Raw genomic sequence first — 23,740 nt, forward strand, 5'->3', positions numbered from 1 at the left:
TGGCGAATGACCGCTTTCGGCGGCGCGATAAATGCCGTAGCCGACCTTGACGAGCAGGCCCTCATCGCACATGCGGGCCAGACAACAGCGGGGAATTCCAATGTCGGTTAGATCGCACGTTCGCACTTCACCCTTTTCGCGTACGAGTGCGACAGCGCGCTCTGAGGGCTGGCTTCGGCCCGCCCGCCAATCGGGTGCGCTCAGCGCGCTCGCGATCGCGCTTCCGAATCTTGATAGTGGGCTGTGGCGTAGTTTCGAGGGGGATCGGCAGTTCGTAGTTCGCAGTTTCGATCAGCCCGGGGAGCCACTTCAGATCAAAATTGCGAACGCCGCTTACACGCGGTTCCACTCCAGAGCCGCTTTCGTACGTGGCGAAAGTCTGTAGGCCGATCCGGCCAATCCAAGCGTCCCTCGCCGATGTGCCGCTGATCCGCCCGACCCACCGCATCGACCGCAGCCGCCTATCCGGCCTGCGTCCGACATGCGATAGGCTGATCATTCGGCCCGCGCCTTCCGGCCAGCACTGAAACCCGGTGTTAACGTCGTTCTCGGCTTGGAGGATGCGGCCACAGCTGGAAAGTGTAGGGTACAGTTCGCTGTCAGGCCACGGAGGCGAAAATGAAATTGCTTGGGATTGCGCTCTTTTGCACGGGCATGATCAGCGTAGCAATGCCGGCCGTTCGCGCTGAGGATCAGCTTGTTCCGCCTAACCATGTAGAAGCGCCGGAGCCGGCAGTTCATTGCGAAGGCCAAAACTGCCTTCCACCAGCCGATAACCCTGTCCAGGAATGCAAGGGGCAGGATTGCACGCCGGCTGCGCCGGTCGACCCGGGCCCGCAGATTGAACAGGTCGACTGAACAGCATCAGCCGACAACTACGAAGGTGATCGCAGATCCGTGGAGAAGGTTGGATTTCAGGTCCTCTCCCTCGCCAGCATGTACCAATGGGACTAACGCGCGTCGCGTTTGACCGGCCTCATGCGACGCGCTTTAGGTTTTTGTTTTTTCGCATGTCGCTATCGCAAAACCGCTGCACACTTTTGCGCGACATGCATTAGGGCTCATATCTGGCATCACAGCCTGCACAGCCCACTCCGGTACAGCGGCTGCAATCGGAACGGTGATTTGGCCTCCGCATAGCCTTTCAGAGGTGAGAACTTCACGTTTTATGCTTCGATCGTCTCCTCAGCTACTTGCGCTCGCCACCGCTGGCGAGATCGCGATGACTTCCCGGATAGCGTTCCTTCAGCGTGCCATGCGCTTGATCCGATCCGTCCGGAACGTGCGAAAATCCTGTCGCAGTTCAGACCAGTCGGCGATGAAGCGTTTCGATGGCCTGGAGGCTCCGGTCCTCAGGAGGCTTGGGGGTTACCTCTCCTGGGTCAGCGATGGCGGACAGAGATGCACCTAACCGCGAGGCGCAATTGGCGCCTTGAACCAACGGCCCCACACGACAAACAGCGACAAGCCAAGCAGCGCAAGATTGAACGGAAGTGCAATTGCGAGATCGCCGCGCGCCGCGTGAAAACCGATGGCCAGCACCTGGATCGTGACGAAGCCCAGCGCGGCCAGCGGCGTGAGGCGTGGCAGGATGCGGGTCAGAGCCGGCAGGATGATGCCGATGGCGCCAGGGCAAACAAGCTGTTGGGCGGAATATGATCGCTGGCGCGAATTTCGGTCAGCTTCAGCCGTCCCGCCTGATGGCGCCGCAGCGCCTCGCGCCAGAGATCAGCACGGACCCTGAGTTTGGGGTGCGTCGCGACAAGCGGGGTGTCATCGCGCCGTTCACCTGTCCATAGCCGTAGAGATTGCTGTAACTCGCCAGCACCGCGCCCGTCCTCTCCGCGGCGGTCATCATAGCCTCGAACAGCGGCGGCCAGTCGGTCGGCCACCGGTCGTTTGCCGGGCTGGCGCAGCAATAGATCGCCGATGCACCCTGGCTGATCGCGGTCAGCCGTTCGGGATCCGTGGCATCGGCCGCCACGCGCTCGATCAAAGGGTGCACCGGGCCAGTGCCACGGCGCGTCACGAGCTTGACCTGCTCGCCGGTGCTCGCAAGCAGGTTCGCCGTAGCAGTTCCGACGCTGCTCGCCCCGACAATGACGCTGAAGCTCATGATAGCGCCCGCAGCGCTTCGCCAAGCGTCCTCACAAAGGGCCTTGCGGGCCTGCCGGAAAGCTTTTCGACATCGCCGGTCACAATGTTGTTGCCGCCTGCAGCGAACTTTTTCTGGATGCTGATCAGGCATCGATCACGACTTCAGGGTAGCCGAACTGGGCGAACCCCGCCCGCAGGGCCGCTTCCGCAGCGGTCTGGAAGCGGATCTCGCGGCCAAGGACTTGCGACGCAATGGCGGCGCGCTCGGCGCCGGTCAGGCTCTGCTGGCCGGTGAGGTTGTAGATTGCTCCATCATGGCCGTCGCTGACGAGCATGCCCGCCGCTGCAGCGGCAATGTCATTGCGCGAGATGAAGGCGACTTTGTTTTTCCGCCAGCCCGAAGACCTGATCGGTCTGCGGCGCTGTTCGTCTCAGGACTCTCCCACACCGCAAAAGAGATCGCAAAGCACAGGTTTGCAAAGCTCATCATAAGGCCGGTCCGGGGTAGACTTATCCCTGAATTTGCGACCGGGTGCACCCTGTGCCAGGCTGTCTTGCTGCGAGGACGCAACGACAGGCAGCAAGTTCGGTGTAGAGACAAGCTGCTTCCAAAATTCTGAAGGGGGGAAGTGATGGAGGACGAAGCTCTACGCATTCTGCCGCAGTCGAGGCTTGTGGCTAATTCCACTGCGGCGGCAGGCAAGGGCAGCCTTGCGATGCTGCTTATGTGTTTGGTCGCGGGTCCGCTCTTTGCTCAAGAAAGCGTAGCCGACCTCGCAGTCGAGAGATCGATGGCAACGGCGGCATGGTGGCAGGTCTGGTTGTCGGCAGCCGGTATCGTCGCCCTGACCTTTACGCTGCGGTTGTCGATCATTGCCAACGGAACCGCCACGGCGGCGCTTAAACAAAGCGACGAGACAAGCAAGCGCGAACTGCGGGCCTATCTGAGCGTAGCTCCTGCGGGAGTGTTGCGCATGAAACGTGTTGAACCAACAATCATTGGATACATTGCGCTTGAGAACGTTGGTAGCGTCTTTGCGACAGATGTCAGGCTGTCAGTTAAGATGCTGGTCTCGTTGGACCGCAACTTGGCGACATTTCCGGCTGACGAGCAAAGTGCGGAATTAATCGGGGCGGTGCATCCCGGAGCTACGGTGCGGCGGGGTGCAGACAAAGGCGCTGCTCCACCGAAACCTCGTCGTCGGTTCGAAGACATACATCTACGTCTGGGGCGGTGTCTGGTACACAGACGGCTTTGAAACGCGACGCTTCACCAAGTTCTGCCACCGATACAATGCGGCAAGCAGGTCGAGCGGTGGCGGCTTCACTATCGATCCCGAGAAGGCGCGGTACCACGACAAGGGCTCCAACGACGCTAACTGAACCATGTGCGACCCCTACAACATCCCCACAAGCCGATAGTCCATTCGCCAGTGGACCGTGCCTTCCGAGACATTTTGGGCAACCTAGAGCCTTCCATAGACAGCGTGGCCCGCTCTTCGGGCTCTGATCTCGCCCGGGCTAGAAAGACCCATCTGTCGAATTGGACAGGTCCTCGAATGCGCGAATTTCCTCAAGCCTTGCCTCAAGCGCCGCCCTTGTCGCAGTAACGGCGTCGCGACCGGCAAGGAACTGCTTGGGCGGATTGTCCATGCCGGCGATTTTCACAAGGGCCTCGCCAAGTTTGGCGGGGTCACCCTGCTGCTTGCCGTTGTAGCCGGACCACATGGCTTTGGCGCTGCCTTCTGCAGCATAGTCGTCGATGGTGCTGCTGCCGTACTTGGCGTTCTGATCATCGAGGAGGTCCGTGCGGAAAAAGCCCGGCGCGACGGCTGTGACCGTGATGCCGAATTGAGCGACTTCCTGAGCCACCGACTGCGAAAGGCCTTCGACGGCGAACTTGGCGGCGCTATAGGCCCCGCAATGCTTGAAGCCGATGATTCCGGCGAGCGAACTGACGTTGATAATTTGTCCTGAGCGCTGCTTGCGCATTACGGGTAGGACTGCGCGCAGGACGTGAACCACGCCGTACAGGTTGGTCGAAATCAGCCCATCGATTTCAGCGGTGGTCAACTCTTCGAAATTGCCGAGCAGGCTGTAACCGGCATTGTTGACCAGAACGTCGATGCGGCCGAACGCCTCAATCGCCTTATCGACGGCCGCCTTGGCCTGAATTGCATCAGCCACGTCCAACTGGACGACCGCAAGTCTGTCGCTGGCGACACCACGCAGAGCGTTACTCATCTTGTCGAGATTGCGGCCGGTGGCGACCACCCGATCGCCTGCTCTCAGTGCCGCCCTCGCGCTTTCGGCGCCGATGCCGCTGCTAGTCCCTGTGATGACCAAACTTTGCTCATATCCAACTCCTGTTTCGATGAGCAGGAAGTAGGTGATGGCGCGCCGGCCGATTAGGCGGCATAATCGGCATGAAGTTATAAATCACATTGATAAATAGCCGGCCGCCCGCTATGCCCTGTATCGGAGCGCGTCGACCAGAAGCGTGAAGGCAGCTGTATGCTGCCGCCGGCTTGGATAATAGAGGTGGTAGCCAGAATATGGCGGGCACCAGTCTTCCAGCACCCGGACCAGGCGGCCGTCCGCAATATGCTGGGATATCTGGTTTTCGAACGTGTACACCAAACACAAGCCATCGACTGCGGCATGCAAGAGCATCTCGTTGTCGTTGAAAATGACCGGTCCATTGACCCGGACCTCAAGTTCGACACCGTCCTGTTCAAACTCCCAGGCATAAAGGCCGCCCCCGGTGTTCTGATGATAGCTCGCGCATCGGTGTTCGCTCAAGTCGCGGGGTGTCTGCGGGACGGGACGATTGGCAAAGTACGACGGGGATCCCACGACTGCCATCCTGACGTCCGGGCTGATCCGGACCGCCACCATGTCCTTTTGCACCTGTTCGCCCATTCGGATGCCGGCGTCGAAGCGCTCAGCGACAATGTCGGTGAGACCTTCATCGACATGAACCTCAACCGTGATGTCGGGATAATTCTGCAGGAGTTTCGACAATACGGGCCACAGGACAGTCCGGGCGGCATGCCGGAACGTGGTGATGCGGATCGTGCCTGCAGGCTTGTCGCGAAGCGCCGTGAGCGCAGCAATTTCACTGTCGATATGGTCAAATGCTGGCCGCAGGCTGGTAAGTAGCCTTTCGCCTGCCTCGGTCAGCGACAGGCTGCGCGTCGTTCGCGAGATCAATCGCACACCGATCCGTTGTTCGAGCATGCGCACCGCATAGCTGAGTGCGGATTGGGAGAGGCCGAGCTTTGCGGCCGCGCGTGTGAAGCTCCCCTCCTCGGCAACCGCGATAAACACAGCCCATTCGCTGAAGTCGCCTCGTCTCACCTATAAACCTCATTTCTAAATCTATGAGGATTATGGCGGATAATCAGCATGCCTGTCTCGACATATTTATGTTCTGCGCAGCCCCGCCGGTACGAGTCAGCATCGGGACCGCCTGGTACTGCGCGGATTCCGAACGCCCGATGGCAGCCGAGCGCCGAAGGCGCCTCGCTCGCTGCCGGAACAACAAGCAGCGAGCAGAAGCGGTTTGGCGTAAAAAGCACTACGCCAGATTGAACGGCAATTGACGCAGCGGTTTTCCTGTGAGCCGTGCTATGGCGTTGGCAAATGCCGGTGCCAATGGCGGCAAGCCGGGCTCGCCCATGCCGGTGGGCGGTTCGGCGCTTAGCACGATGTGGATATCGAATTTCGGCACGTCCGTGATGCGCGCCACCGTATAGTCGCTGAAGTTGCTCTGCTCGACGACGCCGTCCTTGAGCGTAATTGCAGAGCCTGCCAAGCACATCGACAAGCCCATGATCGCCGCGCCCTGTACCTGCGCCTCCACGGTCAGAGGGTTGACGGCCAGATTGCAGTGAACCCCGGCGGTGACCCGATGCAGTTTAGGCTGTCCGTCGGCAACAGAGGCTTCCACCACGTAAGCGACCACTGAGCTGAAGGACTCGTGCACCGCCACACCCCAGGCCCGCCCCTCGGACAATTGCGTCTTGCCGTACCCGCTCTTGTCCACGGCCAGTTGCAATGCGTCACGGTGGCGAATGTGCTGATCACCGAAGAGCCGCATGCGGTAGGCTACAGGGTCTTGGCCGGTTGCACGCGCTATATCGTCGAGCAAGGTCTCCATCACGAAAGCGGTATGGGTGGAGCCAACGCTACGCCACCACAGAACCGGCACGTTGGCCTTGGGATGATGCACCGTCAGGCGCATTGGAAGCGGATAGGGGTTGCGCATGCCCTCGGTCGTGGCGGCGTCGATGCCGTTCTTCACCATGAACTGCTCGAACACGGTTCCCGTAAGTATGGACTGGCCGACGATGCTGTGATCCCAGGCCAGCACATTGCCTTGACCGTCAAAGCCGATGCGGGCGCGGTGCAGGTGCATTGGACGGTAGTAGCCGCCCCTCATATCGTCTTCGCGGCTCCAAAGCGTACGGATCGGTGCATTCAGCCCCGCCGCCTTGGCGGCCTTAGCTACTTCGCAGGCCTCGACCACGGTGTCGTAGGTGCTGGAAAAGCGCCGACCGAAGCCGCCGCCGGACATCTGCACGTTAAGCACGACCTGTTCCGGCTTAAGGCCGAGCGCGGCTGCGGCAGCGGCGGCATCGGGTCCGGCACTTTGGCTCCCCATCCAGATCTCGGCACGATCGTCGGCAAGCCGTACCGTGCAGTTCAGCGGTTCCATCGCCGCGTGGGCGAGATACGGGAACACGAACTCAGCTTCCAGCTTCAGGGGCGCCGTTTCCAATGGCACCATGTCGGAATCGAACTGGCGCGGGCCGGGGCGACTGGCCATCTCGCGATACTGCGCGAGTTGCTGTTCGCTATCGACCTTTTCGACGGCAGATGTGTCCCACTCCACCTTAAGGGCATCGCGGCCCTGAGACGCCTGCCAATATCCGTCGGCCACTACAGCCACGCCCTCGGCACCGCGATCCAGTGGCACGCGCAGGACGGCCTTCACGCCCTTGACGGCGCGGGCTGCGCTGTCGTCCAGGGAGGCTATCTTAGCTCCGAAGACCGGAGGACGAGCCACCACCGCCGTCAACTGCCCCGGCAGCTTGAAGTCGATGCCAAAACTCTGTTGGCCGCTGCTCTTGGCTTGAGCGTCCAAACGCCGGGTGGGCTGGCCGATAATGCGGAAATCCTTGGGATCCTTCAGCGCAATCTTCTGCGGCACTGGCAAGGCCATGGCCGCCTCGGCAAGCTCTCCGTAACCGAGCTTGCGGCCATCGGAGGCCAGAACCGCGCCTGCCTCAGTTCGCAGAGTGGACACATCCACGTTCCAGCGGGTCGCCGCGGCCGCCAGGAGCATGGCGCGAACACGAGCACCCAGTTCGCGATACTGCGTAAAGCTATTCTTGATTGTGTTCGAACCGCCGGTAAGGTGCATGCCGAAGAGCGGATCGACATAGGCCATGTCATTGGTGCCGAGTTGGCTGCGCACCAAGTTCCATTCCGCATCGAGTTCTTCGGCAAGGATCATGGGCAATGCCGTTTGGACGCCTTGACCGAACTCCAGCCGGTTGATTGTGACCGTAACCTCTCCATTGGGCGCGATCTGAACAAATGCAGAGGGCTGCTCGGTTGGCTTCAGACTGGCTGCCGCCTCATCGGCGTCGGTCGACTGCGCGACTGCCAAGTCAGGGAAAATGCCGACAGCCAGGCTGAGGGCCCCCGTGAGCTTGAGAAAGCTGCGGCGTGGCATCGCCTGGGCCGTCGTTGAACGGCCCCGTTCCATGATATGCTGCAGCGCACGCGGCAGCTCTTTGTGATCTATGTTGGGGAACATATGCGTCTCCTTCAGACGAGAGTGCTGGCGGCGTCGGCTATAGCGGCGCGGATACGGGCATAGGTTCCACATCGGCAGATGTTTCCGGCCATGGCGGAGTCGATCTCTTCGGCGGTCGGCTGCGCGCCGGGCGACAGCGACGCGAGCAAGGCCGTCGCGCTCATGATCTGGCCGCTCTGACAGTGGCCACACTGCGCCACGTCGTGCCTGACCCATGCAGCGTGGACAGCCGCGCCGACACGGTCGGTGCCGTCGGTTGTCTTTTCAATCGTGGAGATCTTGCCGCTTTCAACGGCGGAAATCGGCGTGCTGCACAAGCGGATTGCCTCGCCATCCAGATGCACCGTACAAGCGCCACAGAGCGCTGCGCCGCAGCCGAATTTGGTGCCGCTCATTCCTAGCGTGTCACGCAGGACCCAAAGGATCGGGGTTTCGGGGTCAACGTCAACCTCGTGCTCTCGCCCTTGATATTCAGTGAAATCATGGCCGGTAGGTTCTCCTGGGTTGCTCCACCCAAACAGGCTTCCCAAGCGGCCTGGAGCTCCCGGCCGACTGAGACATTGGCAATTTGGTGGCTAGCGCTAAAGCTAGCTCGCCGGGCGATGCTGGATTAGACAGCGCAATTTGCATGACCTTAGAAACGTGGTTTCTGAATGCGTGGCACAGGCGAGGCACGTCCGCATTTGCGTGGTTCACTGGGCTGGAATCGCAGTACCTGCGCCACTTGCGGCGAACGGCCCTGAAAAGGACTGCTGCTTCCGCTTCGAAAAGCACCTGGCAATATTGGGTAGGCGTCAGAACAAAGCGGGGCCGTTGCCGCAGGTCGCAGAGACTGCACATGTGCTCAGGGTTGGAGGCCGGCACATGACCGAAGGTGGCTCGCCACTTTCCGATAGCGGGCGGGTTCGAAAACGATGCCCGCATTCCGGGACGCAAATTCGAGTCTACTGCGACAAGGACTTCAGGTATGCGACTATATTCTGTCGGTCCTCAGGCTTAGACACGGCCATCGTCATCGTTGTTTTCGGAACAACCTCGCGGGGCGCCGCTAGAAACCGGTCGAGCGTTGCCTCGTCGCATACCACTCCGGACGACTTCAGGGCTGCCGAATAACGGAACCCCTCCATAGATCCGGCGGGCCGTCCGACAATGCCGCCGAGGCCGGGGCCGGCTTTTCTCTGGTCGGTGGTTGAATGACAGCCTGAGCAGCGTTGAAACGCTCTTTGCCCCAGCGTAGCATCCTCCTGCGCAAAGGCAGGGGCGGATATAGACAGAAGGGCCAAGGCAGAGGACGCGACGCAGAGCAGAATTCTTTTCACACGAATTGTTCCCGAATTGGACAACCAAAAGCCCGACCGGAATTGCTTAGCGAAGAGATGATCCGACTTCGATTTGCTCGGGCTTTCTATTTGGCGACGATAACCTCTGCGCCAAAGCCGGATTAGCTGGCGTTCGTTGCCTAAGCCCAGAAGTGCGATCTCTAAATACGCAGTTCCGATCGGCGAGCGTGCTGCAGGCAAAGCCCATCGAAGCGTCGGAAGGGAAATCCTCGGAGGCATAGAGGAGCGCCGCTATCAGCAGGCCCGGCGAACTTCCGCGATCACGCCATAATCAATCTGGCGAACTTTGCTACTCTTTCTTCATGGCGAACCCCAACGCCACCCGGCCGGCGACAACCTAGGCAACCCCACCTCCCCCGCTCCCTGCGGCGCCGGCCATCTTTCACGAATGCACGTCGCGCAAAAGCACGCCCTCGGGCTGGAACCGAGGGTGCGCAGCGGTTTTGCAATAACGGCATGCACAACTACAAGAGCCTAAAGCGCGCCGCATGCGTCGCATGAGTCCATTCCAACGCGACGCGCTTTAGGCAGCTACAGCGGTTACGCCGTCACGCCACCGCGACCGGTTTTCTGTGCCGTCATCCAGGGCATAGCTGCAGAGACGTCCTCGAGGATCTTGGCCGATCTCGCGAAGCCGGCGAAAGCCTCGCGTGCAACTGAAATAGGAACCTGGCCATCGTAGGCGCGCTGGCAGGCTCGGAACGCCGTTTCAAAGATTGGCCCTCTGCGATTCTTCGGCCATTCCTGCAGGAACTCGAAAGCATCAGCCAAGCATTCGACTTCCTCCACCATGAACTCCCCTTTCCTGACGAAAACAGGCCGGTCGAAAGTCCTGTCGTTCATTAGAACCTCCATTCAACTGAACGAGCGTTTGAGCTTCCACGAGAGCCGTGAGCGACGGCTGCGCGAAATATGTGAAGCGCACTTTTTGCTGTCAAGGAACGGCCAATTCGGGACTGATGCAAAACTCCTCGCAGGACTGAGACCGCATGCGAATCGTCGCTGTGTATCGCTGCAACCTGCAACCGAGGACGGTCTGAACTCCATTGCTCGCGATGAAACCGAACTCTCGCAAAGGCAGTCGGCAGCATTCGTCACGCCGGAAAGGGCCTGGACAACAGCAGAAAGCCCGCGCCCTCGGGGAGAAGACGCGGGCTGACCGGAGCTACCGATCTCGCAGCAGTTGTATGAGGGGACAATACTACGCTGCTGGCACTAAACTTTCGTCGCAGGGCAGTGTTCCAACCTCAAAGGAAAAAACCGCAGGTCTGTGTTCGCCGCTACAGAAACACCTCCCAACGAAGGACCGCGTAGACTGCCCCGGCCACCATCGAGAGCACAGTAAGAACCAGGAGCAAGACGAACGGGTACGGCTCGCTGACGGCGGCGTCAGCTTCCTCTTGCTTCTCGTTCAAATTCTCGTCTCGATCGCCTTTCCAGATGACGCTGCGGGCATTTTCCCCCTGCGTCTCTTTCGAAATTTTTGTAGCGATATCCCATGCGATCACCGGATCGTCGGGTAGATGCCTCTGAAGCCATTCAGGGAAACCGCTGCCAGTGTTCTTGTCCATTTCGCGAACAAGTCTTCTGCTTCAACCATGTCCCAACTCGCTAATATACATCTTTAGCTTTCCGCAGTTTTCAAGGCAAGACGGCCCAGTTTTTCCGGCTGCTTCAGTTCAAGGCTCGGCAGACACGTCCTGGTCCTTGGACCGCTTCAGCAGCGCTCGCGACGCCTGCACCAAGCGTTGTGACAGGGCCAGTGTGTAGCGAAGGTCGTCAACTAGCGCCCTTCCACGCTCGGCGGTCTGCCGAACGCGCGCCGCATGGATTTTGGTGGTTTCCCAAATAGGTTCTTCCACGGTGTCTGACTCCCAGGGCTGCGTCGTGGAATGGAGCATTGGCCCTTTGCCTTATCCGCGTAAGGACGACGAAGTTCTAGCGCAGACGAAAAGGCCCGCCGTACCCGCAGGTGCGACGGGGCGATCAAGCATTCACCAAGCACGGCTTGGGGGCTAGGATGATGTGCCCGGTGCGCGCGGACCGGCAAATCATACGCGCGCCGGCTGCCCGGCGTCTACCAACCGGCGGTTGGAAGGGATTTGTCCAGCAGCGAGCGCGGATTTCTCAATCACCACCCCTGTCAGGACCTCGCGTCGGCCGAACAAGAACCCGCGCCTCTGCCGGAAACAGGACATGAACCCTATTCGGCGCGCGCACCATGGCTCAATACGGCGCGCACATGAACGCGGACTGTTTGTTCCAACAGGCTCCGATCGCTTCCGCCCGGTCAATTCGCCTGGAACAAAACTTTCCAGAGGTGGTTTTCCCCGTGAAGGGACAGACTTTTTCGAAGGAGACGTCTCGTGAAAAAAGTTCTGATCACCAGTATGCTGGCCATCGGCGTTGGCTGTGGTGCAGCGCTCGCTCAGGAACAGCAGCCGGCCCAAACCCAGTCGGGCGCCGATACCAATTGCCCGGCCGGTTCTGCCGGTTGCCCGGACGGTGAGATGGGCGAACAGTCTCAAGGTAAGGCCGGCGCCACCACCGAGGAGCAGGCTCAAGGTAAGGCGAAGATGCAGACCGATGAGCAAGCCCAGGGCAAAGCCGGTGTAACCACCGAGGAGCAGGCTCAAGGCAAGGCCAAGATGCAGACCGATGAGCAGGCCCAGGGCAAAGCCGGCGTAACCACCGAGCAGCAGACCCAAGGCGAGGCTGGCGCCACAACCGACCAACAGGCGCAGGACAAGGCGAAGGTCCAGACCGAGCAGCAGACCCAGGGCGAGGCCGGTGCCACTACCGAGCAGCAGACTCAGGGCACGACCTCTACTCAGGATGAGACTTCGACCGGCGCGATCAGCAATGTGACCGTTGAACAGAAAACGGAGATCACCCAAATCCTCAAGCAGGAAAGCGTCGAACCGGTTGCCAGCGTCGATTTTGACATATCAGTGGGTGTCGAGGTTCCGCGGCAGAAGGTTAAGCTGCGTCGTCTGCCCCCGCGAATCGTCGAGATCGTCCCGGCTTACGAATCCTATGAGTATTTCGTGTTGGCCGATGGCCGAATCGTCATCGTCGACCCGGGTACGCTCAAGATCGTCCTTATTCTGACCTAACGCCCTTGTACGGCGTGAAGAGGCTCGCCGCACTAGCGGCGGACCCCTTCACATGCATCGATTGAGGTTGGAGAGCAGTCTCGGACGGCGGCAGCTATTTACGTGCCGGTGCATCGCTCTTCAAGCTGACGGTCTATTCCGTGTTGAGGATCCTTCCAGCCGTTATCCACATGGACAACTCCTCGACGGCGCCTTTCATGCTCAAAAAGGCCTGAGATAGGACTTCAGTCTGCCCGCTGTCCGACCATGGGCTGGCGCCGGCAGTGCTTTGGTCGGGGACCCTCTATCGCAAAAGCCTGAGATGGGAGAGTCTTAAGGAACCGAGCTCCTGCAGGCGTCGTTGCAATGCCAACCCGTGACACGAGGTTGCAATGGACCCCAGCATTCACCAGGCACGTTGGTTGCTTTTTCCGGTATTTGGCTCGGTGTTCGGGGTCGCGGCCGTCGGGCTTATTATCGGCTGATGGGCCCGATCAATGAAGGCAACACACTTGCGCAGTAATGAGTCCCTTCCTGCGCTAGCGAGACCCCACCGGTTTCTCCCCGTGGACTGGTGGGTCTTGACACCGCCTGATGATGGCGAAAGCGTGATAGATGGTGCAGAGTACACAGGATTGGCTCGGGCGAATTCGAAACAGGTAGAAATGCAACGCAGACCGTGACGGTCAGAGGATATTCTAGCGTGCTTTTGGCAAATTCATTGGCCACAGACGCGACACGGCCGCAACGCCTGAGGCTTCGTGCGACAAGAGTTCTCGGCAGGATGAATGTGCGGCCTGCGTGCTCTCAATCGCAGCGCAGGCTCAAATCTCTTCGAACGCTTCGCGTCGCCATCTGCCTCACCGCATCGACCTTGGTTCTCGTCGTCAGCCCCTATCGCGTGGCACAGGACGGCCTGTCCCTGACGCTCAGCCTGCAGGCCGCCCAGGCACAAGGGAACTCTGGGAAGTCTGGGAACTCTGGGAACTCTGGGAACTCTGGGAACTCTGGGAACTCTGGGAACTCTGGGAACTCTGGGAACTCTGGAAACTCCGGAAACGCTGGAAACGCTGGAAACTCCGGGAATGTTGGAAACGCTGGACCCGGGAACTCGAACTCCAATGCCAACGCGGGCAAGGGCAAATCAAAATCATCGAAAGGCAATCCCCCCGCAAATCCAGTTGCCGCGGTAAATCCCGGCAACAAGCCAAAAATATATGTCAACACGATCACTGGAGACCGGATCGAAGTGCGCGGGTCAAGTGTGGGTGTGGTGCATTCCAACGGGCTCAGCGAGCGCATCGACGGTGGCCGTTATGAAATGCGGGATGCGATGGGCCGAACCATCATTCGGCGGCAGGCAACGCGCTCCGATCGGGCAAGACTGCTCGCCATGATCGAGTGATGGCGAGTTCACAGGCCGCAACGCTACCTTGCTTCACGCAGGATGGGGCGCAGGCGGATGCTGATGCTCGGTCGCGTCGCGCAGTGTCATCGCGGCTTCGGTCCGGTTGCTCACATTGAGCTTGGCGAGAATTCGCGTCATGTGATGCTTTATGGTTTTCTCGTGCAGGTTCAGCTTAAGACCGATCCGCTTGTTGCTCAATCCCGCGGCAACGAGCGTCAGGATCTCTCTTTCGCGACTGGTGAGTTCGGCCAGCACGTCGGGTTTCGCGGTCGCGGTTGGTTGGCTAGACAAGTCGACCAACACGCGCGCCGACAATTGCGGGCAAACATACCGTTCGCCCATCGCCACCGTGCGCAGTATGGCGGCTAGGGTTCTCGACCCGACACCCTTCAGGACATAGCCTCTTGCCCCGCTCTGCAAGGCGGTCATGACGTGCTGGTTTTCCTCCGAAACGGTCAGCATCACGATTTTCAGATCCGGGTGCCGCTCCAGAGCCGGTTCGATCGCGCTGAGGCCCCCTCCAGGCACCGAGATGTCCATCAGGAGAATATCGAGCTGCTGGTCTCCCGATATCCGCAAGGCGTCATCTCTATTGCTGCCTTGGGCAACGATCTCGAACCCGCCTATCTGCTCAAGAGTGCGCACCACGCCTTCCCTGAACAGCGGATGGTCGTCGATAATGGCGAGCTTTATGGCCGCTGCCATCACGCCTGTCCTATTTCGACTATGTTGAGAACCATTTTCACCACCGTGCCATTCTGTGAAGATGTTACCCCAAATTGGCCGCCGAGGCTTTCTACCCGCTCACGCAGCCCGATGAGCCCCAGCCGTTCAGGGTGGATGATCTTCGGGTCGAAACCTGGGCCGGTGTCGGAAACCTCGATACAAACGCGCTCCCCGTCGAAATGTTTCCCGACCGATTGACCGGCACCCCCGGCATGGCGGAAGCCGTTGTTCAGCCCCTCCTGAATGAAGCGAAAGATGCAGATCTTGGCCGCTGGCGACAAGGGTGTGTGGCCCCCGGTCATGGACAGCATCACTTTGACGCCGGTCCGCTCTTCGTGCGCTCGCACGGCAAGCTCGAGGATTTCCGTCAACTCGGCATTCTCGACATGCGGCAGCATAAGGCCCTTGCTGACATTCCTGATTTCTCGCATCGCGTCGTCCAGATTCGCTTTAACCACCTGCAATTCCCGTGCGCGCGCCGCGGCCGGCGTGGCAGGATCGGCCAGCACGGGGCTGTCAATCCCTAGCGCAGCGAGGGCCACCAGTTGCGCCGGCCCGTCGTGCAGGTCCGCGCCGATCCGCCTGAGGTAACGTTCGTTAAGCGCCGTGGCGCGCTGCGAAGCACGTTGCACCCGCAGCCTCAACATTCTGTTTTGAGCAACCAGGACGGAAAGTTCGGCAATGCGCTGCTTCAAGGAGCGGCTCTGCGAACGAATCGTGCGGCTGCCACGAAAAACGATCACCGAAAGACCGAGGAAAAAAACCGCGGTGACGGCTGCGACATCGAACCAGGTCCGAACGAGTGCCTGCCGGAGATCCTTTTCAAAATCGGTGGCGATCTCGTCGAATTCCAAAACAGCCACGACTTCGCCCGACCAAGGCTGAAGCATCGGATTATAGATCTCAAGAAGATGCAAGCCGCTGTCCCTCTCAGCCTGGTCATCATAGTGCTTGTCCAATTCAGCAACTATGTCGCCTGCGAATGCGGCCCGGAGATTGTCGCTGAGTGGAAAGCGCTTCCCGACCAAATCCTTATTGGTAGAATAGAGGATGGTGCCATCGCGGCGCCAGAGCTTGAAGGATTCGAGCCTTGTGCCGAGTGCGCCTTGCCCCAGCGTCTCATCCAGCGCGTGCGCAACGCTCTCGTCGAGCATCTCGCTCCTGCGCATATCGGGAAGCAGCGGCGCGATGACGCTGTCGACGTAGAGAGCGGTGGCAGAAGCCGAGTTGCGGGTGACGGCGGCTTCTATCTGGCTCGTCACGGAAATTCCCACCACGATCATCGCCGACAGCGAGAACAGCCCGCCGGCGAGCAGAAACTGAGTGGCCAGCGACAGTGCATTCCACCGATCGATCAGTCTTGTCGCTCTGTATGGCGCCATATCCCCACCGGCCTGGTCGGCGGCGCGTCGCGCCAGCGGCACGATTCGAGAGAACCAGCCAATCTGTCGTCGAACGACGCTAAGTGACGCCATCTTTGATCTGCACCGATCAATAACAAGGGAACTTAGGGCCTGCGGGCTGGACGAAAACCGCAACCTTGCGGTTTTTTTGCGCAAGCGCGACCGCCCTGGTTGAGCGAGGCAGCAAATATGACGCCTCAACCACGATGCTACCGGCACAGATCGACACCTGTCGCCCCTGGCAGCGGCGGAAGGTGCTGCGTACTTTCACTTCCGGTCGCGCAATGCTCTCACCGCTTGAGTAAGGGTCATCCGATCGTTGCCGTTCTTTTTGATCAGCCTACTGACCTGGCTGGACGAAACGCCATTTTCTCGCGCGAAATGCTCCACCTCGTAATACTGGTCCACCGACAGGCGGTCGCGGTCGAGAAAAGATCGATTTTTGTTGTCGTCCATTTTCGTTTTCCCACTAAAGCTCGTTTGAACATTGGACGCAAACGAGGGACTACCCGCCAAATCGAGGAATGGCGGGTGGTCCCTTATCGGCGCAAAGGGACGTAGCTGCGCAGATACCTCGCCCATCAGACACATCGTTAAGTTCATCGCTCCTCAGCTGACAGCTATCCCAATTGCCAGGAAGGCAATGGAGACAGCGAAGACCGGTGCAAGTAGCCAGCGGGCTTGGTGAACACTATTCTCCATCGATCCCTCCCGTGAACGCACGGCGGGCAACGAGTGCTGGCAGTCGTGGTTCCGGGCCACACTCCATCGTCGCCCTTTGCGCACAACAATTCAGACTTAGGTCCAACGGCACGGCGTCTCTGGTCGGACCGAAGCCCAGCCGCGGAACGTTTGCAGCTGTCTCGTTGTTGAAGGTGAGCTTGGCGCGACGAAGATGCGTCCCAGCGCAAGACAGCTCATCAGGAAGGAAAAACTTATGAGAATGCATCTTTCCACCGCAGCCGCAGGATTTCTGCTGCTGGCAAGTGTCGGCGCCGTGGCTGCCCAGGACGTGATCATCCAGCCCGAACAGGAGACCGTCATCAGGGAGTATGTGAAAAAGAAGCCGCTTGCCTCGGTGAACCTGCTTGGCGTGGAGCTCAATATCGGCTCGGCGCTGCCCGAGACGGTCGAGCTTCATGAAGTTCCCGACGTCGAGTATCGCTACGTCGTCGTCGACAATCGGACCGTTCTTGTTGATCCAGGCACACGCAGGATCGTTAAAATCATCGACTGACTGGATGATTTGGGGAGGGGAAGCCCGCCGCTTGGAGGCGGCGGGCCTTTTGCCGTTCCGCTGTCGCCTACGGTTCATATCGCCAGGGTTCATAGCACGCAGGGTTCATAGCGGGTGAAGCGTGCAGTCGGTGCGGCCGAAACCCGCGGCATCGCCCTTGCGCGCGACGCGTCAGACTTCGGTCCTACGGAAAAGCCCCGCCGAATCGGACCGAAGCCCAGCTAAGGAACGTTTGCGGCTGCCTCAAGTTTGGGTGAGCAAGGCGCGGATGCCGTCCAGCGCAAATGGGCTAACAAGTCATATCACATAAAGGAGGCACTTATGAGAATGCATCTTTCTACTGCAGCCGCGGGACTTTTTCTGCTGGCCAGCGTTGGCGCTGTTGCCGCTCAGGACGTGATCATCGCGCCTGAACAGGAGACCGTGGTCAGGGAATATGTGAAAAAGAAGCCGCTCGCATCCGTGGAACTCCCTGGGGTTGAACTCAATATTGGTTCAACGATACCCGAGACGGTCGAGCTTCATGAAGTTCCCGACGTCGAGTATCGCTACGTCGTCGTCGACAATCGCACCGTTCTTGTTGATCCCGGCACACGCAAGATCGTCAAGATCATTCAGTGACCTGAACGCGAGGGGAGGAGACGCCCGCCGCTTCGAAACGAGCGGCGGGCGACTATGCTATGGGCAGCGTCAAATGCGAACAATCAGCAGACTTTTCGATTCTCGCGACCAAGCAGCGCGTGCCGTTGCCGCGCTTCAGGCGGCAGGAGTTTCCTACGAACAGATCAGCGTCATCGGACCTTACGACGACGAGATCAGGGCTGTCCTGCGCGGTCCGGGCGGTGCCGCGCTTGGCGCGGCCGCTGGTCTGTTAATCGGCCTGGGTGCTTTTGAGGCCACCGGCATGGATCCTGTCGGAGCGGTGGCTGGCCTAACTCTCGTCGGTGGGGCATGCGGCGGCTTTGCTGGTGGGCTTCTCCAGGCATCTGCCGATGTAGCCAAACAGCCGGGTGAGCCGAACGTTGAACAAGGCGTCATTTTTGTGATGGCGCAGGTCGATGAAGAGCAGGCCGACACCGCGCAGGCAGTGCTGGAAAATCCCGTTCCCGTAACGCAACTCGTGGCCACGGTCGGGTGAGATGCGTCGGGTTGGTTGACTACTCGCGGCTTATCGCCCGCGAAGCGCATTCAGATCAGGATTTCCCGCTGAGCCGTCAGTTTCCCTCTGACGGTTCACGAGGCGGGAAGCGTCTGCTCGACCAGATTGACGTAGTAGCGCAGCACGGTCGGCACGATCTCGTCATTGAAGACGTAGCGGTCGCCGTGCAGGCCCTCGCCGGGCCCGACATCGCCGACGCCGATCCATGCGTAGCAGCCGCCTGCCTCGCGGATCATGAAGGCGAAATCCTCGCAGCCGAGGCTCGGGTTGAACTCGGTCGAGACGCTCTCGCTGCCGACGGTGGCGGCGGCTGCCGCGATGGCGCGCGCCGTGGCAATCGCCGTGTTGATAAGCGGCGGATAGCCCTTGTGGTAGTTGAGCGTGGCCTCAAGCGCATGGGCGACGGCAATGCCCCGGGCGATCTCGCCGATCAGCTTCTCGCAACGATCGGAATGACCGGGCTCGAAAAACCGGCAAGTGCCTTGCAGCCAGACCCTGCCCGGCACGATGTTGCCGACATTGCCGCCATGGATCTGGGTGAGGCTGACGACCAGCGCGGTTTGCGGATCGACCGAGCGGCTGACGATGCGCTGAACGGCCTGGACAAAGGCGCCCGCGGCCAGGATCGGGTCGTCGCCGAGCTGCGGCATGGCGGCATGCGCGCCGAGACCCTCGAAGGTCAGCTCGAAATTGTCGACGGCCGCCATCTGTGCTCCAACGCGAGCGGCGATTGTCCCCTGCCCCAAGCCCGGCCAGTTGTGGACGGCATAGATCGCCTCGACCGGGAAACGCTCGAACAGGCCGTCTTTGATCATGCGCAGGCTGCCACCTTCGTTTTCTTCGGCTGGCTGGAAGACGAAGTAGACGGTGCCGTCGAAGGCGCGGGATTGGCTGAGCAGTCTGGCCGCGCCGAGCAGCATGGCGGTGTGGCCGTCATGGCCGCAGGCGTGCATCACGCCCTCGTTCCTGGACGCATAGGGCAAGCCGGTCCTCTCCACAACCGGAAGCGCGTCCAGCTCGGCGCGAAGACCGATGGCGCGTGTGCCCGTGCCGCTGCGCAGGACGCCGACAACCCCGGTGCCGCCGATCCCCTCATGCACCTCGTCGAAGTCGAAGGCGCGCAGTTTCTCGGCAATGAAACGTGCCGTTTCGTTCTCATCGAATCCGAGTTCGGGATTGCAATGGATATGGTGGCGCCAGGCTATGACCTCTGGTGTCAGAGCGGCGATCGGGTCATTGTGCAGCACGATACTCTCCTTTCACGCCGGCAAACGGCGGGTTTGATCCGGGGGATCACGATTAGAAGATCGCACAACAGGCGTCTTGAACCAGATTGACCGCAGCGGGACGAATGACGTGGACGCGACAGAGATCAGGAAATACTGGCGCCATCCCTGCTTTCCTGAGCTTGGCCTGTTCAAGGCGCGCTTCACGCAGCATCGCTACGAGCTGCATACGCACCCAACCTATGTGATCGCGCTGATCACGGCTGGCTGCGAACGCATCCGCATCGGACGCCAAAAAATTGTAGCTCCGGCAGGCACCATTGCGGTTGTCAATCCCGAGGAGTGGCATGACGGGGAACAGGGTGCGGATGAAGGCTGGGCCTACCGGACATTTTATCCCCCGGTGCCGCTGTTGGCGGGCCTCGCCCACGAGCTGGGCAGGGCTGACGCGCCGGTCTTCTCACGTCCGAATATCGACGACAGCGATCTCGCCGCAGCGTTGATGGCAGCACACCAGAGCTCGACCTCACCGGACGCGATGCAAGCCGAGACGTCGCTTCTCGTCGCCTTGAGGTGTCTTATCGTTCAGCATGGCGATTGGAGCGGGCGGGTAGAGGAGATCGAAAGCTCGGGATCGCGACGGAGGTTCTCGCTGTACGAGAACCTCATCGAAAGCGACCTTGGCTCGCCGTTTGACTTGCAACGGCTTGCCGACGCCGCGCGCGTCACCCGGTTCCAGGTCATCCGGGATTTCAAGAAAGCGATTGGTCTGACGCCTGCAGCTTATATCCGCGACCGGAGACTGCGTCGCGCCAGCACCTTGATCGAACAGGGGCTCGGCCTCGCCGAGGCCGCCATCGCGGCAGGTTTCGCCGACCAGAGCCATCTTTCCCGTGCGTTCCGGGCTGTGCATGGCATGACGCCAGGCATGTTCAGGAGAGGCAAAGCTCCGGACTAAAACGATTTTCACATCGAAAATAAAATGATCGGGCAGTGGCAGGACCACCAATGTCGGCGCCGATCGGTGCCCGGCGCAGCTTGCGTTGTCATTTCGCCGCCGCGCCCACCCGGCCCGCAGCGGCGGCCAGCACGGCGCGGTCGCCCTCCGCGCGGTGCGGCGAAGGCGCTGGAGCCGAACGCGACGGCGGTTGCCGTGGCCAGCGTCAGGATTTTCCACATCGCAAGCCCCTTTTGGCCAGGAGCGAAAAGCGCGGCGCGACGGATTGAAGGCCGCCGTCTCAGCGATCATCCGCCAGTCGGCCGGGCAGTGGCTTCAGCGGGTAGTGCGCCCAGTAGAAGGCGTCCGACTGGTGCATGTCGGTCAAAAAATTCTGCGCCTCGGTGAACTTGCCGTCCCGTATGCGAAACATCAGGGCGTAGAGCTGGTCGATCTCGGGACCTGAGCCGACGTTCGACCAGCCGCGATGGATGTCGACGACGAGATCGCCCTCCGCCTGGAAGAAAATCGGCTCAGCCCTAAATTTGCCGTCGGCCAGGCCACGGAAGAAGGCGACCACTTCCTCCGGCCCGCGCTTGTCGCCGGCAAGCGGATGATGGCCGGGAATGCGCCACACGATGTCGGGCGCGAGGAAGGGCCGAACGGCCTCCGGGTTCCCGGTCGCATAGGCTGCGTAATAGTCCTTGATCAGCTGGATGTTGCGGTCTTCCTGCGGGCGGCCGTTCGCGGGGGCGGCGGACACCGCCAGGAGAGCGCCGGCGGCGAGCGAAGCGAGCCTGGTCATCGGTCCTGTCTCCTTGCCTTCGGGCCGTCGCGACAGCGGAGCCCGTTCGTCGGACCAACATGACGCTTCCTGTTCACTGGAAAAACCAGTATAGTTCGACAAGGCTATTTGGAATATCCTCACAATGCGCCTCGACCAGTTCAGCGGCATCGTCGCCTTCGTGGAGGTTGCGGAGGCCAGGAGCTTCACCGCGCCGCCGCCGAACTCGGTGTCGCCCCGGCCTCGCTCAGCGAGGCGGTCAAGGGGATCGAGGAGCGTCTCGGGGTGCGGCTCCTCAACCGCACGACCCGCAGCGTCGGCCTGACCGAAGCCGGCGCCCACTATTTCGACCACGTGCGCCCAGCGGCTGAGGAGATCCGGGCGGCCGGCGCAGCACTGCGCGAGACCCGCGACCGCCCCGCCGGCACGCTGCGCCTGAGCCTGCCGTGGATCGCCGCGCCGCTGCTGATCGAGCCGCTGATGGGGCCGTTCATGGATGCCTACCCGGACGTGCGGCTTAGCCTGATCTTCGACGACAATTTCGTCGATATCGCCGGGCAGGGCTTCGATGCCGGTCTGCGGATCGGCGAGCTTCTCGAGAAAGATATGTCGGCGCGCGGCTGGGCGGGCCGCTGCAGACGGTCGTGTTGGGCAGCCCGGACTATCTGGCGCGTAACGGCACGCCGAAGCGGCCCGCCGACCTCGCCGCCCACCGCTGCATCGCCTTCGCTTTCACCCGCACCCGCGCCATTTCGCCCTGGGAGTTCGTCGTCGATGGACGCCAGGTCGAGTTCACGCCCGACGCACGTCTGGTCGTGAACACACTGCCGCTCTGCATCACCGCCGCCGCGCAAGGGCTTGGCCTGGCCTTCGCCGTCGACGGCCTCGCTGCGCCGCTTCTCGCCTCAGGCGCGCTGGTCAAGGTGCTGGAACCTTTTTGTCCCACCTACGAACCGCTCCACCTCTATTATCCCAGCCGCCGCCTCGTCCCGCCAAAGCTGCGGGCCTTCATCGATTTCGTCCGCGCCAACGCGCACAATTTGCGGATCTGAGTGCACGGCCGCGAAAAGTGGCAATGCAAACGGCAGCGACCCGTCCCGTTGAGCCAACAGTTCCGACTTTCGCGGCAAGGAGCCCGATGCTAGGGCTGCACGTCTTGAATCAGCAACGGATCGCCTTGTGACCGACACCGAACGCCCTCGCCTGCCGCTGATCGAAATCTGCGTCGAAGGCATAGATGGCCTGCTCGCCGCGCAAGCCGCCGGCGCCGACCGGGCCGAGCTCTGTGCCAGCCTCGTCGAGGGCGGCGTCACACCGAGTTTTGGCATGGTGCGCGCAGCCCTCGAACTGGCGACGATCCCGTTCCACGTCATCGTGCGGCCGCGCGGCGGCGATTTTCTCTACAGTGACGCCGAGTACCGTTCGATGCTCGCCGATGTGCGCGCGCTGCGCGAGCTTGGCGTGGCCGGTGTCGTCGTCGGCTGCCTAAATGCCGACGGTACCATCGACGAAAGGCGGATGAGCGAATTGGTGCAGGCGGCAGGACATTTGAACGTCGCCTGCCACCGTGCCTTCGACATGACGCGCGATCCGGCCGAAGCGCTGGATGCGCTGATCCGCAGCAAGGTCGGCCGCGTTCTGACCAGCGGCCAGCGCGACACCGCATTGGAGGGCGCGGCCTTGCTGGCGGACCTCGTCCGGCAGGCGGGGAAGCGCATCATCATCCTCGGCTGCGGCGGGCTCGACCCAAACAACATCGCCGAGGTGCGGGAAAGAACCGGACTGACCGAAATGCACTTCGCCGCACTCAAGGACGTGCCGAGCGCCATGCGCTATCGCAATCCCCGGGTCGGGATGGGCGGCACCGACCTCGACCGCGAGTACCGCAACACGGTGACCGACGCGGCGCTGGTGGCGGTGACGATTGCGGCGGCGAGAGCATGATCCCGAAGCAAGAAAACACGCGAGCACGCTTGCCGATCGACCGGGTCTCGCCGCAGGACGAGCCCGCCATCCTCGCCCTCAACAACGAGCACGCGGCCGAGTTGTCGTGGCTTGAGCCAGAACGCCTGTCCTTCCTGCTCGGCGAAGCGTTCTATGCGCGCCGCGTCGGCGCGCTCGAGGCCTTCATCATGACCTTCGACCAGGACGCCCGCTACGACAGCCCGAACTTCCTGTGGTTCCGCGAGCGCTATCCGCACTTCGTCTATGTCGACCGTGTCGTCGTCGCGCAAGAAGCGCGTGGCCGCGGCCATGCCCGACGGCTCTATGAGGATCTGTTCGACCATGTCTCGCGTGCCGGCCAGACGATCGTCACCTGTGAGGTGAATGCCGACCCGCCCAATCCGGCTTCAGATGCCTTTCACGCAGCGCTCGGCTTCGTCGAGGTCGGCGACGCGGTGATCCACGGCGGCAAAAAGGCGGTGCGCTATTATACCAGGCCGATCAGCGGCTGAGGCGACGGTCCTAGCAGTTGCGGTTTTCAGGGAGCCACTTGTGTC

General features: G+C 61.0%; 23 protein-coding genes and 3 pseudogenes. 10 read left to right on the forward strand and 16 right to left on the reverse strand.

Features of this window, described 5'->3' with window-relative positions:
• Window positions 1-618: 618 nt before the first annotated feature.
• Window positions 619-858, forward strand: a complete 240-nt coding sequence (locus NMG70_RS20925) for a hypothetical protein (protein ID WP_254026296.1) — start codon at window positions 619-621, stop codon at window positions 856-858.
• Window positions 859-1,407: 549 nt separating this feature from the next.
• Here NMG70_RS20925 and NMG70_RS20930 read toward each other — a convergent pair.
• The 3 genes and pseudogenes from NMG70_RS20930 to NMG70_RS20940 form a co-directional block, all read right to left on the reverse strand.
• A pseudogene (locus NMG70_RS20930) lies at window positions 1,408-1,629 on the reverse strand (DoxX family protein); the annotation flags it as partial.
• A 55-nt stretch (window positions 1,630-1,684) separates the two neighbouring features.
• A complete protein-coding gene (locus NMG70_RS20935) occupies window positions 1,685-2,116 on the reverse strand; it encodes a Rossmann-fold NAD(P)-binding domain-containing protein (RefSeq protein WP_254026297.1) in 432 nt (143 codons plus the stop codon).
• 124 nt (window positions 2,117-2,240) lie between these two features.
• The gene (locus tag NMG70_RS20940) at window positions 2,241-2,432 is read right to left on the reverse strand and encodes a Rossmann-fold NAD(P)-binding domain-containing protein (RefSeq protein ID WP_254026298.1); all 192 of its coding nucleotides are present in this window, start codon (window positions 2,430-2,432) and stop codon (window positions 2,241-2,243) included.
• 297 nt (window positions 2,433-2,729) lie between these two features.
• Here NMG70_RS20940 and NMG70_RS20945 point away from each other — a divergent pair, with 297 nt between their 5' ends.
• Entirely contained in the window at window positions 2,730-3,356 is a 627-nt protein-coding gene (locus tag NMG70_RS20945) for a hypothetical protein (RefSeq protein ID WP_254026299.1), read from the forward strand.
• 262 nt (window positions 3,357-3,618) lie between these two features.
• Here NMG70_RS20945 and NMG70_RS20950 read toward each other — a convergent pair whose 3' ends face one another.
• The 8 genes and pseudogenes from NMG70_RS20950 to NMG70_RS20985 all read right to left on the reverse strand — a co-directional run bounded on the left by NMG70_RS20950 (window position 3,619) and on the right by NMG70_RS20985 (window position 11,126).
• The gene (locus tag NMG70_RS20950; RefSeq protein WP_254026300.1) at window positions 3,619-4,443 is read right to left on the reverse strand and encodes an SDR family NAD(P)-dependent oxidoreductase; all 825 of its coding nucleotides are present in this window, start codon (window positions 4,441-4,443) and stop codon (window positions 3,619-3,621) included.
• A 120-nt stretch (window positions 4,444-4,563) separates the two neighbouring features.
• Window positions 4,564-5,457 (reverse strand): LysR family transcriptional regulator, encoded by an 894-nt coding sequence (locus NMG70_RS20955; RefSeq protein WP_254026301.1) that lies wholly within the window; start codon window positions 5,455-5,457, stop codon window positions 4,564-4,566.
• A gap of 220 nt (window positions 5,458-5,677) precedes the next feature.
• Window positions 5,678-7,924: a xanthine dehydrogenase family protein molybdopterin-binding subunit gene (locus tag NMG70_RS20960; protein ID WP_254026302.1), complete on the reverse strand. Its 2,247-nt coding sequence runs from the start codon at window positions 7,922-7,924 to the stop codon at window positions 5,678-5,680.
• Window positions 7,925-7,935: 11 nt separating this feature from the next.
• Window positions 7,936-8,408 (reverse strand): annotated as a pseudogene (locus NMG70_RS20965) ((2Fe-2S)-binding protein).
• Between the two features lie 460 nt (window positions 8,409-8,868).
• On the reverse strand, window positions 8,869-9,483 hold the full coding sequence (locus tag NMG70_RS20970) for a c-type cytochrome (protein WP_254026303.1): 615 nt from the start codon (window positions 9,481-9,483) through the stop codon (window positions 8,869-8,871).
• 321 nt (window positions 9,484-9,804) lie between these two features.
• Window positions 9,805-10,107, reverse strand: a complete 303-nt coding sequence (locus NMG70_RS20975) for a DUF982 domain-containing protein (RefSeq protein WP_254026304.1) — start codon at window positions 10,105-10,107, stop codon at window positions 9,805-9,807.
• A gap of 437 nt (window positions 10,108-10,544) precedes the next feature.
• Window positions 10,545-10,835 (reverse strand): hypothetical protein, encoded by a 291-nt coding sequence (locus tag NMG70_RS20980; protein WP_254026305.1) that lies wholly within the window; start codon window positions 10,833-10,835, stop codon window positions 10,545-10,547.
• Window positions 10,836-10,943: 108 nt separating this feature from the next.
• On the reverse strand, window positions 10,944-11,126 hold the full coding sequence (locus NMG70_RS20985; RefSeq protein ID WP_254026306.1) for a hypothetical protein: 183 nt from the start codon (window positions 11,124-11,126) through the stop codon (window positions 10,944-10,946).
• A 504-nt stretch (window positions 11,127-11,630) separates the two neighbouring features.
• Here NMG70_RS20985 and NMG70_RS20990 point away from each other — a divergent pair.
• Entirely contained in the window at window positions 11,631-12,380 is a 750-nt protein-coding gene (locus tag NMG70_RS20990) for a DUF1236 domain-containing protein (protein ID WP_254026307.1), read from the forward strand.
• 1,417 nt (window positions 12,381-13,797) lie between these two features.
• On the opposite strand, the gene NMG70_RS20995 is transcribed toward NMG70_RS20990, so the two are convergent.
• From NMG70_RS20995 to NMG70_RS21005, 3 genes are all read right to left on the reverse strand, one after another.
• The gene (locus NMG70_RS20995; protein WP_254026541.1) at window positions 13,798-14,472 is read right to left on the reverse strand and encodes a LuxR C-terminal-related transcriptional regulator; all 675 of its coding nucleotides are present in this window, start codon (window positions 14,470-14,472) and stop codon (window positions 13,798-13,800) included.
• Window positions 14,472-15,875: a sensor histidine kinase gene (locus tag NMG70_RS21000; RefSeq protein WP_254026542.1), complete on the reverse strand. Its 1,404-nt coding sequence runs from the start codon at window positions 15,873-15,875 to the stop codon at window positions 14,472-14,474. Before NMG70_RS21000 ends, NMG70_RS20995 begins: the two co-directional genes overlap by 1 nt.
• Window positions 15,876-16,163: 288 nt before the next feature.
• Window positions 16,164-16,352, reverse strand: coding sequence for a DUF3606 domain-containing protein (locus NMG70_RS21005; RefSeq protein WP_254026308.1), 189 nt, complete (start codon window positions 16,350-16,352; stop codon window positions 16,164-16,166).
• Window positions 16,353-16,833: 481 nt separating this feature from the next.
• Between NMG70_RS21005 and NMG70_RS21010 the strand changes: the two genes are divergently transcribed.
• From NMG70_RS21010 to NMG70_RS21020, 3 genes are all read left to right on the forward strand, one after another.
• Window positions 16,834-17,133: a DUF1236 domain-containing protein gene (locus NMG70_RS21010; RefSeq protein WP_254020347.1), complete on the forward strand. Its 300-nt coding sequence runs from the start codon at window positions 16,834-16,836 to the stop codon at window positions 17,131-17,133.
• Window positions 17,134-17,454: 321 nt separating this feature from the next.
• On the forward strand, window positions 17,455-17,754 hold the full coding sequence (locus NMG70_RS21015; protein WP_254026309.1) for a DUF1236 domain-containing protein: 300 nt from the start codon (window positions 17,455-17,457) through the stop codon (window positions 17,752-17,754).
• 73 nt (window positions 17,755-17,827) lie between these two features.
• Window positions 17,828-18,271: a hypothetical protein gene (locus NMG70_RS21020; protein WP_254026310.1), complete on the forward strand. Its 444-nt coding sequence runs from the start codon at window positions 17,828-17,830 to the stop codon at window positions 18,269-18,271.
• A 95-nt stretch (window positions 18,272-18,366) separates the two neighbouring features.
• Here NMG70_RS21020 and NMG70_RS21025 read toward each other — a convergent pair whose 3' ends face one another.
• On the reverse strand, window positions 18,367-19,539 hold the full coding sequence (locus NMG70_RS21025) for an amidohydrolase (RefSeq protein WP_254026311.1): 1,173 nt from the start codon (window positions 19,537-19,539) through the stop codon (window positions 18,367-18,369).
• Between the two features lie 76 nt (window positions 19,540-19,615).
• On the opposite strand from NMG70_RS21025, the gene NMG70_RS21030 reads away from it, so the two are divergent.
• Entirely contained in the window at window positions 19,616-20,476 is an 861-nt protein-coding gene (locus tag NMG70_RS21030; protein WP_254026312.1) for an AraC family transcriptional regulator, read from the forward strand.
• A 280-nt stretch (window positions 20,477-20,756) separates the two neighbouring features.
• On the opposite strand, the gene NMG70_RS21035 is transcribed toward NMG70_RS21030, so the two are convergent.
• Entirely contained in the window at window positions 20,757-21,260 is a 504-nt protein-coding gene (locus tag NMG70_RS21035; protein WP_254026313.1) for a nuclear transport factor 2 family protein, read from the reverse strand.
• Window positions 21,261-21,368: 108 nt separating this feature from the next.
• On the opposite strand from NMG70_RS21035, the pseudogene NMG70_RS21040 reads away from it, so the two are divergent.
• The 3 genes and pseudogenes from NMG70_RS21040 (at window position 21,369) to NMG70_RS21050 (ending at window position 23,695) form a co-directional block, all read left to right on the forward strand.
• A pseudogene (locus NMG70_RS21040) lies at window positions 21,369-22,291 on the forward strand (LysR substrate-binding domain-containing protein).
• Between the two features lie 127 nt (window positions 22,292-22,418).
• On the forward strand, window positions 22,419-23,183 hold the full coding sequence (locus tag NMG70_RS21045) for a copper homeostasis protein CutC (RefSeq protein WP_254026314.1): 765 nt from the start codon (window positions 22,419-22,421) through the stop codon (window positions 23,181-23,183).
• Window positions 23,180-23,695 (forward strand): GNAT family N-acetyltransferase, encoded by a 516-nt coding sequence (locus NMG70_RS21050; protein ID WP_254026315.1) that lies wholly within the window; start codon window positions 23,180-23,182, stop codon window positions 23,693-23,695. Before NMG70_RS21045 ends, NMG70_RS21050 begins: the two co-directional genes overlap by 4 nt.
• The last annotated feature ends 45 nt before the right edge of the window (window positions 23,696-23,740 follow it).

It is taken from the genome of Mesorhizobium ventifaucium, from assembly GCF_935822925.1.
Lineage (GTDB): Bacteria > Pseudomonadota > Alphaproteobacteria > Rhizobiales > Rhizobiaceae > Mesorhizobium > Mesorhizobium ventifaucium.